Raw genomic sequence first — 14,752 nt, 5'->3', positions numbered from 1 at the left:
CCGTTACCTAAATAACGGATATACACACAAACCCACAGGCATCTATCACCATCATAGGTGGAGTCAAACCGCCCTACCCCCTAGAATCCCCCCACGATTAAAGGAGACGACTTCATGCTGACGGTGATTTCCCCCGCCAAAACCCTCGATTTCGAGTCAAAGCCGGTCACCCCGCGCTTCACCCAGCCGCAATACCTCGACCACTCCCAGGAGCTGATCGAACAACTGCGCGAACTCAGCCCGGCGCAAATCAGCGAACTGATGCACGTCTCCGACAAAATCGGCGGCCTCAACGCCGCACGCTTCGGCAGCTGGACCCCCGCCTTCACCCCCGCTAACGCCAAACAAGCCCTGCTGGCATTCAAGGGCGACGTCTACACCGGCCTCAACGCCGAAACCCTCAAGGACGCCGACTTCACCTACGCCCAGGACCACCTGCGCATGCTCTCCGGCCTGTACGGCCTGCTGCGGCCGCTGGACCTGATGATGCCGTACCGCCTCGAAATGGGCACCAAACTGCCCAACGCCCGTGGCAAGGACCTGTACGCTTTCTGGGGCACCCGCATCAGCGAGTGGCTCAACGAAGCCCTGGCCGAACAAGGCGATGACGTGCTGCTCAACCTCGCGTCCAACGAGTACTTCTCGGCAGTCAAACGCCCGGCATTAAATGCGCGAATCATCAACACCGAGTTCAAGGATCTGAAAAACGGCCAGTACAAGATCATCAGCTTCTACGCCAAGAAGGCCCGGGGCATGATGAGCCGCTTTGTGATTGAAGAACGCATCAACGACCCGGCCCGACTCAAGGAGTTTGACGTGCAGGGTTATCGCTTCAATGCGGAGCAGTCGAAGCCGGATAACCTGGTGTTCCTGCGGGATCACGCCCCGGAATAACCTGACAACGAAGATCCAAATGTGGGAGCGGGCTTGCTCGCGAAAGCGGTGGTTCAGTCGATGCCTTTATTGCCTGACACGCCGCTTTCGCGAGCAAGCCCGCTCCCACATTTTGTTTGCATTCCAATTCCGGATTCGCCATTTATTTGGCGTCAAAAATAATTCTTCAGATTCCCTAACATTTATTTCACTCGACATTCGTCAATTTTTTTCGTAGTGGCACCACTTTTTTAAAACAGTAGTGGCACAAAACTATTTACCCCTCGCAACTCCCCGCAACTACTGGCCTAAATAGCAAGTGCTATCAGAATAGTACTAGTGCCATCTTTCCTAATATTTCAAGAAATTTCAGGAAACAGGATGAGTGGACAGGAACTATGTCCTAAAGCACCGCTCATACCACCGGTAACGATTATCTCTGAAGATGTAAGAGATGACTTACGTGGCGACCAAGGAAAGTAGCAAAGTTGTCATATAACTTTGACTCAATGGTCAAATCATCAACTGATTAGTTGAAGGCGGACGCAAAGGTTTCACTACTTTCTCCGACAAGGCCAAGGCTGAGCTCACCTGTATGGGTCAGTGAGACAACCCAAGCCGTTGATATATAAGGGCTAAAAGCCCCTGTCAACGCCTTGCGGCACTGGCGCCAGGCCCTTCCCCAGGAAGGCTGGCTGCATTTCAGGGCAAGCCCCAACAATAAGGCCAAGTTGCGCACAACTTGAGTGCATTAGTTAGTCACTCGACTTTTAGTATGCCTGCACTGGATATACCGACGTTTATTCGTCGCACTTTCCAGTGCCTGGGTGACGCTTCAAAACATGAACTCCGGCCATCTAGTGGCACGATTAACAATGAGGTAAATGCGATGCGCATCAGCATATTTGGTTTGGGTTACGTCGGCGCGGTATGTGCCGGTTGCCTGTCTGCACGGGGCCATGAGGTCGTTGGCGTAGACATCTCCAAGGAAAAGATCGACCTGATCAACGCGGGTAAATCCCCCATCGTTGAACCGGGTCTGGGCGAGCTGTTAAGCCAGGGCGTTCAAACCGGCCGACTGCGCGGCACCACCAATTTCGCCGAGGCAATCCGTGATACCGACCTGTCGATGATTTGCGTCGGCACGCCGAGCAAGAAGAACGGCGACCTGGAACTCAACTACATCGAATCGGTGTGCCGCGAGATCGGTTTTGTCCTGCGTGACAAGACCTCCCGTCACACCATCGTGGTCCGCAGCACCGTGCTGCCAGGTACCGTGGCCAATGTGGTGATTCCGATTCTCGAAGACTGCTCGGGCAAGAAAGCCGGCGTCGACTTCGGCGTCGCCGTAAACCCTGAGTTCCTGCGTGAAAGCACCGCCATCGCCGACTACGACCTGCCGCCGATGACCGTCATCGGTGAATTCGACACCGCTTCCGGCGATGTCCTGCAGTCGCTGTACGAAGAACTCGACGCGCCGATCATCCGCAAGGACATCGCCGTCGCCGAGATGATCAAGTACACCTGCAACGTCTGGCATGCGACCAAAGTGACCTTCGCCAACGAGATCGGCAACATCGCCAAGGCGGTAGGTGTCGACGGTCGCGAAGTGATGGAAGTGGTCTGCCAGGACAAGACCCTCAACCTGTCCCAGTACTACATGCGCCCAGGCTTTGCCTTCGGCGGTTCCTGCCTGCCCAAGGACGTGCGCGCCCTGACATACCGGGCAGGTTCCCTGGACGTGGATGCGCCGCTGCTCAACTCACTGATGCGCAGCAACGAGTCACAGGTGCAAAACGCCTTCGACATCGTCTCCAGCCATGACAAACGCAAAGTCGCCCTGCTGGGCCTGAGCTTCAAGGCCGGCACCGATGACCTGCGCGAAAGCCCGCTGGTGGAACTGGCAGAAATGCTGATCGGCAAGGGTTTCGACCTGAGCATCTACGACAGCAACGTCGAATACGCTCGCGTGCACGGCGCCAACAAGGACTACATCGAAGGCAAGATCCCTCACGTGTCGTCCCTGCTCAACTCGGACTTCGACGAAGTGATCAACAACTCCGACGTGATCATCCTGGGCAACCGCGACGAGAAGTTCCGTGCCCTGGCGCACAACGCCCCCCACGGCAAGCAAGTGGTCGACCTGGTGGGCTTCATGTCCAAGGCCACCAGCGTGAGCGGCCGTACCGAAGGCATTTGCTGGTAACAGCAACGGCAAGTTTCAAGCGGCAAGCGTCCTGATCCCCGGCGCTTGCTGCTTGAAGCCTCCTTCACCTGCGGAATGACGCCTATGTCCAAGTTAAAACACGTACTCCTCCAATCTGCCGGCTGGCTGTTTTTCCTGAGCCTGCTGATGGGACTCGCCCTGCTGTTGCCGGCGAGTACGTTCGACTCAGAGTCGAAGAATTTTATTTTCCTGATTGGCGCCGTCGGTATCTGGCGCTACTCGATGGGTGCTACGCATTTCTTTCGCGGCATGCTGTTCCTGTACGTGGTCTACCCGCACCTGCGGCGCAAAGTGCGCAAGCTGGGCAAGGCGGCAGACCCGTCCCACGTATTCCTGATGGTTACCAGCTTTCGGATCGACGCGCTGACCACGGCCCAGGTCTACAGCTCGGTGATCCGCGAGGCCATCGAATGTGGCTTCCCTACCACCGTGGTCTGCTCCCTGGTGGAAATGTCCGATGAGCTGCTGGTCAAGAGCCTGTGGGCCAGGATGAACCCGCCCGACCACGTCAAGCTGGACTTCGTGCGCATCGCCGGTACCGGCAAGCGTGACGGCCTGGCCTTCGGTTTTCGCGCCATCTCCCGCCACCTGCCGGACAACCGCGCCGTAGTGGCCGTGATCGATGGCGACACCGTGCTCGCCGAGGGCGTAGTGCGCAAGACCGTGCCGTGGTTCCAGCTGTTCGGCAATGTCGGCGGCCTGACCACCAACGAGTTCTGCGAAGTGCGCGGCGGCTACATCATGAGCGAGTGGCACAAGCTGCGCTTCGCCCAGCGCCACATCAACATGTGCTCCATGGCCCTGTCCAAACGCGTGCTGACCATGACCGGCCGCATGTCGGTATTCCGCGCCAACGTGGTCACCGACCCGGGCTTCATTGCCGATGTGGAAAGCGACTCGCTGCAACACTGGCGCCTGGGCCGCTTCAAGTTTTTGACCGGTGACGACAAGTCCAGCTGGTTCAGCCTGATGCGCCTGGGCTACGACACTTTCTACGTACCGGACGCCGCGATCCACACCGTGGAACACCCGCCGGAAAAGAGCTTTATCAAGGCCAGCCGCAAACTGATGTTCCGCTGGTACGGCAACAACCTGCGCCAGAACTCACGTGCCCTGGGCCTGGGTATGCGTCGCCTGGGCCTGTTCACCAGCATCGTGCTGTTTGATCAACGCGTGTCGATGTGGACCTCCCTGCTGGGGCTGACCGTGGCGATCATCGCCACCTTCAAATACGGCGGCGCGTTCATCCTCGCCTACCTGCTGTGGATCGGCATCACCCGCCTGATTCTGACCCTGCTGCTGTCGTGCTCCGGCCACAAGATCGGCCCGGCTTACCCGGTGATTCTCTATTACAACCAGATCATGGGCGCGCTGGTGAAGATCTACGTGTTCTTCCGCCTTGATCAACAGTCCTGGACCCGCCAGGACACCAAACTGACCCGCGATTTGGCCAGCTTTCAACGTTGGTTCAACACCTGGTCGTCTCGGACCATGACCTTCTCCGCCGGCAGCATTTTCGTCGCCGTGTTGCTGATGATGGTTTGACCCTGCCAAGCCTGAATTAACTAGGAACTAAACACCATGAATAGCCCAGTAAACGCCAACGTTGTCCACGAATCCGAAGCCCAGCGCCAACACGCCCGGGTCAAAATCCCGGCCAAGCTGCGCTTCTTCGGCGCCGATCAAACACCGATGGAAGTGCGGGTGATCGACCTGTCCGCCGGCGGCCTGGCCTTCAACGCCCCGCAGCAGCCGCTGAAAGTCGGCGATGTGCACAAGGGTCGCTTGCAATTCGTGATCGACAACCTGGGCCTGGCGATGGACGTCGAGCTGCAGATTCGCTCCTACGACCGCCAGACCGGCCGCACCGGTTGCCAGTTCCAGAACCTCGATGCACAAGACATCTCCACCCTGCGCCACCTGATCACCTCGCACCTGGCCGGTGACATCGTGACCATGGGTGACGTGCTGGCAACCCTGCAACGCGACAACTTCACCAAGGCGCGCAAGGTCAAGGACGGCGGCAGCAACATGAGCGTCGGTGGCCGCCTGCGGGCGGTGACTTTCAGCCTCGGGATCTTCGTGGTGGGCCTGGCGGCATTCGGCTTCGTGGTCAAATCGGTGTACGGCATGTACTTCGTCAGCCACGCCACCTCCGGCCTGGTGAGCGTGCCCGGGATGAACGTGACCATGCCCCGCGATGGCACCGTGCAAAGCCTGATCAAAGGCGATGCGGTCGCCGCCAAAGGCGCGCCATTGGCAACCTTCAGCACCAGCATGCTCGACGTGCTCAAGGGCCATCTGGACGAAGACCAGCTGCAACCGGCCAAGGTCGAAGAGCTGTTCGGCAAGCAAATGACCGGCACCCTCACCTCCCCTTGCGACTGCGTCGTGGCCCAGCAACTGGTCGCCGACGGTCAGTACGCCAGCAAGGGCGACGTGATCTTCCAACTGGTGCCACGCGGCAGCCAGGCCAACGTTGATGCGCGCTTCTCCTATCGCCAGTTTGCCGACGTTCGCCCGGGCACCCGCGTGAACTTCCAGGTAGCGGATGAAGAGCAGGTACGCACCGGCACCATCGTCAGCAGCACCAGCCTGAACAGCAGCGAAATGTCCTCCGACATCCGCGTGCAGATCAAACCCGACGCCCCGCTGGACAGCACCTACGCCGGTCGCCCGGTTGAAGTGACCAGCGATCGCGGCCCGTCCCTGAACTGGCTGATCGACAAAGCCATGGCCAACGGTCTGTAAGCAGAGGACATGCCTGTGATGACTCTCTCAAAAACACCGCAATCCCTGTGGGAGCGGGCTTGCTCGCGAAAGCAGTGTGTCAGCCAACACATGCATCAACTGACAGGGCCCCTTCGCGAACAAGCCCGCTCCTACATGGGAACTGTGGCGTTGCTGGCTGTTGCGGTCAGCCTCGCCGGTTGCGCCGGCCTGCCCGACCAACGCCTGGCCAATGAAGCGCTGAAACGTGGCGACACCGTCACTGCCCAGCAGAACTACCAGCAGCTCGCGGATTTGGGCTACAGCGAGGCCCAAGTGGGCCTGGCGGATATCCAGGTCGGCACCCGCGACCCCGAGCAAATCAAGCAGGCCGAAGCGACGTACCGCGCGGCTGCCGATACCTCGCCCCGTGCCCAGGCACGCCTGGGCCGCCTGCTGGTGGCCAAGCCCGGCGCGACCGAAGCCGAACACCATGAAGCCGAAGGCCTGCTGAAAAAGGCCTTTGCCAATGGCGAAGGCAACACCCTGATCCCGCTGGCAATGCTCTACCTGCAATACCCGCACAGTTTCCCGAACATCAACGCCCAGCAGCAGATCAGCAAATGGCGCGCCTCGGGTTACCCGGAAGCCGGTCTCGCCCAGGTGCTGCTGTATCGCACCCAGGACACCTACGACCAGCACCTGGATGAAGTGGAAAGCATCTGCAAGGCCGCACTGAACACCACCGATATCTGCTACGTCGAGCTGGCCACGGTCTACCAGAAAAAAGCCGAGCCGGAAAAACAGGCCGACTTGCTCAAGCAGATGGAAGCCGGCTACAGCCGCGGCACCGTCACCGCCCAACGGGTCGACAGCGTGGCTCGTGTACTGGATGATGCAAGCCTGGGCAAGACCGACGAAAAAACCGCCCAGGCCCTGCTGGAAAAAATCGCCCCCGGCTACCCGGCCTCCTGGGTCAGCCTGGCGCAACTGCTCTACGACTTCCCGGAACTGGGCGACGTCGACCAGATGATGAAGTACCTCGACAACGGCCGCGCCGCCGACCAGCCCCGCGCCGAACTGTTGCTGGGCAAGCTCTACTACGAAGGCAAGTGGGTCCCGGCTGACGCCAAGGCCGCCGAAGAACACTTCCAGAAAGCCGTCGGCCGCGAAGTCGCCGCCGACTACTACCTCGGCCAGATCTACCGCCGTGGCTACCTGGGCAAGGTCTATTCGCAAAAGGCCCTGGACCATCTGTTGACCGCTGCGCGCAACGGCCAGAACAGCGCCGACTTCGCGATTGCCCAGCTGTTTTCCCAAGGCAAGGGCACCAAGCCCGACCCGCTTAACGCCTATGTCTTCAGCCAGTTGGCCAAGGCCCAGGACACGCCGGAAGCCAACGACCTGGCGACCCAGCTCGAAGCGCCGCTGACCCCGGAACAACGCGCCGAAGGCCAACGCCTGGTGCAACAGGAGCTGGCCGTGCGCGGCACCCTGGCCCAAAGCACGCTGCAATTGCACGCCCTGCAAGAAGAAGACGGCGAGGAATCCCTATGAAGCTCAACCCATTCGTCAAGGCCGGTATCGGCCTGACCTTCGCCCTGCTGTGGTCGTGCCCGACCCTGGCGGCGCTGACCGAAGCCAAGAACTTCGGCCTGGAAGTCAAAGTCACCGGCCAGTCCGAAGATGACCGCGACCTGGGCACCCAGAAAGGCGGCGACGTCAACGGCATCGGCCTTGACCTGCGCCCGTGGATCTACGGTGAAAGCGGCAACTGGAGCGCCTACGCCATGGGCCAGGCCGTGACCTCCAGCGACATCATCGAGACCGACACCCTGCAACAGTCCTCGGATGACGCCACTCAACAGACCAGCAATGACGACCGCAAGAGCAAGAAGAACTACCTGGCGATGCGCGAGTTCTGGGTCGCCTATGGCGGCTTCACGCCCTACCCCGGCGAGATCCTCAAGCTCGGTCGCCAACGCCTGCGCAATGACGACGGCCAATGGCGCGACACCAATATCGAAGCGCTGAACTGGACCTTCGACACCACCTTGCTCAAGGCCAATGTCGGCGTCGCCGAGCGCTTCAGCGAATACCGCACCGACCTCAAGGAACTGTCGCCCAAGGACAAGGACCGTCAGCACCTGTACGCCGACGCCGCCTACCAGTGGACGCCAGGCCAGTGGATCGGCCTGCGCGCTCACCACACCCATGATGACGGCAAGCTCGACTACCCGGAACCGGGCGTGGCCACCGACTCGCTGGACAAGCGCGAGAACGGCGACCTGACCTGGCTCGGCATCGAAGCCAACAGCGACGCCTACAACTGGCGCAACACCAACACCGTCAACTACTGGGCGAGCGTCACCGGCATGCAGGGCGACCGCGACACGGTCAACGCCTTGAACGCCGACGGCACCCGCCCGGCCAACGCCAAGCGCAGCGATGACGTGAATGGCTGGGCCACCGATTTGGGTGTACGCCTGCGCCTCGACCCGCAGTGGCAAGTGGGCGCCGCCTACTCCCGCGCCAGTGCCGAATACGAGCAGAACGGCCTGCAAAGCAACCGTTCGAACTGGACCGGTACCCAGTCCCGCGTCCATCGCTTCGGCGAAGCGTTTCGCGGCGAGATGAACAACATGCAGTCCATGAGCCTGTTCGGGTCCTGGCAGCTGCGCGAGGACTATGACGCAAGCCTTGTGTACCACAAGTTCTGGCGCGTAGACGGCAACAAGCCGGTGGGCAGCAACGGCATCGATGCCGTGCAGAACAACACCGATGACGTGACCGGCGCGATCCTGTCCAGCACGTCCCTGCCGCTTGAAGACGGCAAGAAAGATCTCGGCCAGGAGATGGACCTGGTGGTCACCAAGTACTTCAAGAAAGGCCTGCTGCCGGCCGGGCTCAGCCAGTCGATCGACGAGCCGTCGGCCCTGGTGCGCTTCCGTGCAGGCGTGTTCAAGCCGGGCGACGCCTATGGCAGCCAGGTCGACTCGTACATGCATCGCGCCTTTGTCGACGTGATCTGGAAGTTCTGATGGGAGCCTGCGCAATGAAGCCTCAAAGCCTGCTCGTCGCGGCCATGCTGCTGGCCAGCGCCTCGGCCTTCGCCGACAAAGCGCCGACCATCGCCAAAGAGCTGCAACAGGCCAAGACCTACACCATCTCCAGCCCGCCGACCGAGCCGCTGGAGATGGCCAAGCCTGCGCTGCCGGACGTGTCCGGCTACACCGCGGCCAATATCGCGAAAAAGATCGTGCGTACCAAGCCAGGCAAAATCAGCATCCGCCGGATGATGCAGGAAGACGCCCTGAAGGATTTCATCGGCGGCGACAACAAGATGGCCGAATGGGTAGTGCGCCAGCACGGCATTCCCCAGGCGATCTTTGTCGACGACGGCTACATGAACCTCAAGGACCTGCTGAAGAAAGTGCCCAAGCAGTACTTCAGCGAAACTTCGCCGGGGGTGTTCCTGGCCAAGTTGCCGATCGTGGTGGGCCGTAAAGGCATCCTCGAAATCGACAAGCAGACTCAAGAGCTGCGCCTGTCCCAGGAAGCCGGTTCGTTCCTGATCAACGACGGCCAGTTGTTCGTACGTGACACCAGAATCACCGGCTGGCGCGAGAAGACCAACGGCCCGGCGACCTTCCAGTCGCCCAAGGAATTCCGCCCGTTCCTGCTGGCCTGGGGCGGCACCGAGACCTACATCGCCAACAGCAAGATGGCCAGTTTCGGCTACGCCAACAGTAAGTCGTATGGCGTGAGTATTTCCCAGTACACGCCGAACATGGCCAAGGTGCTCAAGCGCCCCGAGCCGACGGGCTGGATCGTCGACTCCGAGTTCTCGGACATGTGGTACGGCTTCTACTGCTACGAAACCACCGGCTTTGTGCTCAAGGGCAATACCTACAAGGACAACATCGTCTACGGCATTGACCCCCACGACCGTTCACACGGCCTGATCATCACCGACAACACCGTCTACGGCACAAAGAAGAAGCACGGCATCATCATTTCCCGGGAAGTGAACGACAGCTTCATCTTCAACAACCGCAGCTTCGACAACAAGCTCTCGGGCCTGGTGATCGACCGTAACAGCGTCAACAACCTGATCGCCGACAACGAGATCTACCGCAACCACACCGACGGCATCACCCTCTATGAGAGCGGCGATAACCTGCTGTGGGGCAACAAGGTGATCAGCAACCGTCGCCACGGCATCCGCGTGCGTAACAGCGTGAACATTCGCCTGTACGAGAACATTGCCATGGCCAACGGGCTGACCGGCGTGTACGGCCACATCAAGGATTTGACCGACACCGACCGCGACATCGCCCTCGACCCGTTCGACACCAAGGTCTCGCTGATCGTGGTCGGCGGTGAACTGGCCGCCAACGGCAGCGGGCCGCTGTCCATCGACTCGCCGTTGAGCGTCGAGCTGTACCGCGTATCGATGCTTGCGCCGACCAAATCCAGTGGCATCAGCTTCTCGGGCGTTCTTGGCGATCGCCAGGAAGAGATCCTCGACTTGCTGGTACGCCAGAAGAAAGCCGTGCTGATCGACCCTGTCGAACGCCAGACCGAAATGCAGGACTGAGGATGACCTTTATGCACCCACACATGATCAAACTGCTCAGCCTTTCGGGTTTGACCCTCGGCCTGCTTGCGGCCAGCCAGGGCGTGCGCGCCGACGAAATCAAGGCGCCAACCTTCACCGCCGAGCCGTGCTGCAGCCTGTGCCCGGCCGCCCACGACGCGAAGAACTACACCACCCGCTACCAGCAGAACTTCACCACCCTGGTGCAAGCCCAGGGCGACTGGCTGTTCCGGACCCAGGAAGACCTGCGCACCGAATTCGACACCAGCCCCGCCGGCTACAAACGCATGCAGCAGCTGCACGATGCGTTCAAGAGCAAGGGCGTGGAACTGGTGGTGGTCTACCAGCCGACCCGTGGTTTGGTGAACCGCAACAAGCTCAACCCTGAAGAGAAAGCCAGGTTCGATTTCGACAAGGCCCTGGGCAATTACAAGACCATGCTCGGGCGCTTCGCCAAGATGGGCTACGTCGTGCCGGACCTGTCGCCACTGACCAACGAGCAACTGCCGGATGAATTGCCGGCCCACGATTTCTACTTCCGCGGCGACCAACACTGGACGCCATACGGCGCCCAGCGCACCGCCAAAATCGTCGGCGCGAAAGTGCGGGCGATGCCTGAATTTGCCGGCATCCCCCAGCGCGAATTCGAGACCAAACGCTCCGGGCGCATGGGTAAGACCGGCACCCTGCATAACATGGCCGGGCAACTGTGCGGCACCAGCTACGCGATCCAGTACATGGACCAGTTCACCACCGAGCCCAAGGGCGAAGCGGCAGACGGCGACCTGTTCGGTGATTCCGGCAACCCGCAGATCACCCTCGTGGGTACCAGCCACAGTGGCAAGAACTACAATTTCGCCGGCTTCCTGGAACAGGAAATCGGTGCCGACATCCTTAACGTCGCCTTCCCCGGTGGTGGCCTGGAAGGCTCGATGATCCAGTACCTGGGCAGCGAAGAATTCCAGAAGACCCCGCCGAAGATCCTGATCTGGGAATTCTCGCCGCTGTATCGCCTGGACCAGGAGACCATCTACCGCCAGATGATGTCGCTGCTGGACAACGGCTGTGAAGGCAAGACCGCCCAGATGAGCGCCAGCACCACGCTGAAACCCGGCAAGAACGAATTGCTGGTGAACAGTTCGAACAAAGACCTGCGCAACAGCAGTCACCAGGTCGACATCCGCTTCGCCGACCCATCGGTGAAAACCCTGCAAGCCACCCTCTGGTACATGAACGGGCGCCACGAGGACATCAAGATCGAGAAACCCGAAACATCCGATACAGACGGGCGTTTCGCCTTTGAACTGCGCACCGATGAAGACTGGGCCACGCAAAACCTGCTGGCCGTGGAAGTGCAGGGCCCTGAAGCGGGCCAGGCCGCGCAGAAAGTCGAAGCGAAAATTTGCACACGCAACGTATTCCCCGCCGGTGGTCAACAGACTGCTTCAACGGGGCAATGAGGTTACTTATGCAGAAGTTATTGATTCCAACGCTGCTGGGCCTGGCGATGTTTGCCGGCCAAGTCAACGCCGCCGCACCACTGCGTCCGCCCCAGGGTTATTTCGCCCCGGTGGAAGCATTCAAGACCGGCGACTTCAAGAATGACTGCGACGCCATGCCCGCGCCGTACACCGGCTCGCTGCAGTTTCGCAGCAAGTACGAAGGTTCGGACAAGGCTCGTTCCACCCTGAATGTGCAGTCCGAAAAAGCCTTTCGCGACAGCACCGCCGACATCACCAAGCTGGAAAAAGACACCAGCAAGCGCGTGATGCAATTCATGCGCGACGGCCGTCCGGAGCAGTTGGAATGCACGCTGAACTGGCTCACGAGCTGGGCCAAGGCCGATGCATTGATGTCCAAGGACTTCAACCACACCGGCAAGTCCATGCGCAAATGGGCGTTGGGCAGTATGGCGTCGGCCTATGTGCGCCTGAAATTCTCCGATTCCCATCCGCTGGCCAACCACCAGCAGGAGTCGCAGTTGATCGAAGCCTGGTTCAGCAAAATGGCGGATCAGGTGGTGAGCGACTGGGACAACCTGCCACTGGATAAAACCAACAACCACTCCTACTGGGCCGCCTGGTCGGTGATGGCAACCTCCATCGCCACCAACCGTCGCGACCTGTTTGACTGGGCCGTGAAGGAATACAAGGTCGGCGCCAATCAGGTGGATGCCCAAGGCTTCCTGCCCAACGAATTGAAGCGTCAGCAACGGGCTTTGTCGTACCACAACTACGCCCTGCCGCCGCTGGCGATGATTGCCAGTTTTGCCCTGGTCAACGGCGTGGACCTGCGCCAGGAAAACAACGGCGCCTTGAAACGCCTGGGCGACAACGTGCTGGCCGGGGTGAAAGACCCGGAAATCTTCGAGAAGAAGAACGGCAAGGAACAAGACATGAAGGACCTCAAGGAAGACATGAAATTTGCCTGGCTTGAGCCCTTCTGCACCCTCTACACCTGCGCCCCGGATGTGATCGAGCGCAAGCACGGGATGCAGCCGTTCAAGACGTTCCGCCTGGGGGGTGACCTGACCAAGGTCTTCGACCCGGCGCATGAGAAAGGCAACAAAGGCAGCTAGTCGCTGATCGTTCCCACGCTCCGCGTGGGAATGCAGCCAGGGACGCTCCGCGTCCCAAAAGCGGACGCAGAGCGTCCAGTGAGGCATTCCCACGCAGAGCGTGGGAACGATCACATAGCCCTCTCATTTCGGTGGGGGGTTTGGGGGGGCCGTTGGCCCTTGACTGTTGGTTAAACATGGAGAGATCGGGATGGTTTTCTCGTCCAATGTGTTCCTGTTCCTGTTCTTGCCGATCTTCCTCGGCTTGTACTACCTGAGCGGGCAACGCTATCGCAATCTGCTGCTGCTGGTTGCCAGTTATGTGTTCTACGCCTGGTGGCGAGTGGACTTCCTGGCGCTGTTCGCCGCCGTGACGCTGTGGAACTACTGGATCGGCCTCAAGGTCGGTGCGGCAGGCGTGCGCACCAGGCCGGCCCAGCGCTGGCTGCTGCTGGGCGTGGCGGTCGATCTGTGCATCCTCGGCTACTTCAAGTACGCCAACTTCGGTGTCGACAGCATCAACCTGATGATGAAGTCGGCGGGCCTGGAACCCTTCATCCTCACCCACGTGCTGTTGCCAATCGGGATCTCGTTCTACATCTTCGAGTCCATCAGCTACATCATCGACGTGTACCGCGGCGACACCCCGGCCACCCGCAACCTGATCGACTTTGCGGCGTTCGTGGCGATCTTCCCGCATCTGATTGCCGGCCCGGTGTTGCGCTTTCGCGACCTGGCCGACCAGTTCAACAACCGCACCCACACCCTCGATAAATTCTCCGAGGGCTGCACACGGTTCATGCAGGGTTTCATCAAGAAGGTGTTTATCGCCGACACCCTGGCGGTGGTCGCCGATCATTGCTTCGCCCTGCAAAACCCTACGACGGGTGACGCCTGGCTCGGCGCACTGGCGTACACCGCGCAGCTGTACTTCGACTTCTCCGGCTACAGCGACATGGCCATCGGCCTGGGCTTGATGATGGGTTTTCGCTTCATGGAAAACTTCAAGCAGCCGTACATCAGCCAGTCGATCACCGAGTTTTGGCGGCGCTGGCACATCAGCCTGTCCACCTGGCTGCGTGACTACCTGTACATCACCCTGGGCGGCAACCGTAAAGGCACGCTGACCACCTACCGCAACCTGTTCCTGACCATGCTCCTCGGTGGCCTGTGGCACGGTGCGAACATCACCTACATCGTGTGGGGCGCCTGGCACGGCATGTGGCTGGCGATTGAAAAAGCCATCGGCCTCAACACCGCACCGCGCAGTTTCAACGTTGTGCGCTGGGCCTTCACCTTCCTGCTGGTGGTGATGGGCTGGGTGATCTTCCGCTCGGAAAACCTGCACGTCGCCGGCCGTATGTACGGCGCGATGTTCAGCTTCGGCGAGTGGTCGCTGTCGGAACTCAACCGCGCCAGCCTCACCGGCCTGCAAGTGGCAACCCTGGTGGTGGCGTACGCAACCCTGGCGTTCTTCGGCCTGCGGGACTTCTACAGCAACCGCCCATCGGAAAAAACCAAGCCTGCGGTGAACACCCAGGCCGATGGCCCGGCGACTGCGCAACCGGGCTTGATCAAGGCCGTACCGGGCGACAACCCGGGCAGCATCCATGAGCCCGGCTACACCGTGGGCACCGAGGCCACCGTGCAACCGGCCTACTGGAGCGCCACCTGGCCACGCTACGCCATGCGCGCCGCAGTACTGCTGCTGTTCGTGGCGTCGATTCTCAAACTTTCGGCGCAGAGCTTCTCGCCGTTCCTTTACTTCCAGTTCTGAGGGAGCCGA

General features: G+C 60.3%; 10 protein-coding genes. All 10 read left to right on the top strand.

Translation table 11 applies throughout. The annotated features are described in order from the left end of the window. The first annotated feature begins 114 nt into the window (after nucleotides 1-114). The 10 genes from yaaA (at nucleotide 115) to HX839_RS12320 (ending at nucleotide 14,743) form a co-directional block, all read left to right on the top strand. On the top strand, nucleotides 115-894 hold the full coding sequence (gene yaaA / locus HX839_RS12365; protein WP_008435666.1) for a peroxide stress protein YaaA: 780 nt from the start codon (nucleotides 115-117) through the stop codon (nucleotides 892-894). Nucleotides 895-1,762: 868 nt separating this feature from the next. Further along, nucleotides 1,763-3,079 carry a nucleotide sugar dehydrogenase gene (locus HX839_RS12360; protein ID WP_003216295.1) on the top strand — a complete coding sequence of 439 codons (1,317 nt, stop codon included), beginning with the start codon at nucleotides 1,763-1,765 and terminating at the stop codon, nucleotides 3,077-3,079. A gap of 84 nt (nucleotides 3,080-3,163) precedes the next feature. Next, on the top strand, nucleotides 3,164-4,645 hold the full coding sequence (alg8, locus tag HX839_RS12355; RefSeq protein ID WP_003216294.1) for a mannuronan synthase: 1,482 nt from the start codon (nucleotides 3,164-3,166) through the stop codon (nucleotides 4,643-4,645). A 36-nt stretch (nucleotides 4,646-4,681) separates the two neighbouring features. Continuing rightward, on the top strand, nucleotides 4,682-5,851 hold the full coding sequence (locus tag HX839_RS12350) for an alginate biosynthesis protein Alg44 (RefSeq protein WP_003216292.1): 1,170 nt from the start codon (nucleotides 4,682-4,684) through the stop codon (nucleotides 5,849-5,851). A 135-nt stretch (nucleotides 5,852-5,986) separates the two neighbouring features. Beyond that, nucleotides 5,987-7,366 carry an alginate biosynthesis TPR repeat lipoprotein AlgK gene (gene algK / locus HX839_RS12345; protein ID WP_218173615.1) on the top strand — a complete coding sequence of 460 codons (1,380 nt, stop codon included), beginning with the start codon at nucleotides 5,987-5,989 and terminating at the stop codon, nucleotides 7,364-7,366. Continuing rightward, a complete protein-coding gene (locus HX839_RS12340; RefSeq protein WP_003216288.1) occupies nucleotides 7,363-8,850 on the top strand; it encodes an alginate export family protein in 1,488 nt (495 codons plus the stop codon). Before algK ends, HX839_RS12340 begins: the two co-directional genes overlap by 4 nt. Beyond that, on the top strand, nucleotides 8,850-10,409 hold the full coding sequence (algG, locus tag HX839_RS12335; protein ID WP_177067094.1) for a mannuronan 5-epimerase AlgG: 1,560 nt from the start codon (nucleotides 8,850-8,852) through the stop codon (nucleotides 10,407-10,409). The genes HX839_RS12340 and algG overlap by 1 nt, the downstream gene beginning before the upstream one ends. 11 nt (nucleotides 10,410-10,420) lie before the next feature. Beyond that, nucleotides 10,421-11,869, top strand: coding sequence for an alginate O-acetyltransferase (locus HX839_RS12330; protein WP_076014451.1), 1,449 nt, complete (start codon nucleotides 10,421-10,423; stop codon nucleotides 11,867-11,869). An 8-nt stretch (nucleotides 11,870-11,877) separates the two neighbouring features. Beyond that, complete coding sequence (locus HX839_RS12325; protein WP_177067093.1) at nucleotides 11,878-12,987, top strand: mannuronate-specific alginate lyase; 1,110 nt, start codon at nucleotides 11,878-11,880, stop codon at nucleotides 12,985-12,987. 190 nt (nucleotides 12,988-13,177) lie between these two features. Further along, on the top strand, nucleotides 13,178-14,743 hold the full coding sequence (locus HX839_RS12320; RefSeq protein ID WP_177067092.1) for an MBOAT family protein: 1,566 nt from the start codon (nucleotides 13,178-13,180) through the stop codon (nucleotides 14,741-14,743). Nucleotides 14,744-14,752 lie beyond the last annotated feature (9 nt).

Source organism: Pseudomonas sp. I8001 (assembly GCF_013385345.1).
GTDB lineage: Bacteria > Pseudomonadota > Gammaproteobacteria > Pseudomonadales > Pseudomonadaceae > Aquipseudomonas.
The sequence above is the reverse complement of the archived record's forward strand: the minus strand, read 5'-3'. Positions and strand labels throughout refer to the sequence as shown.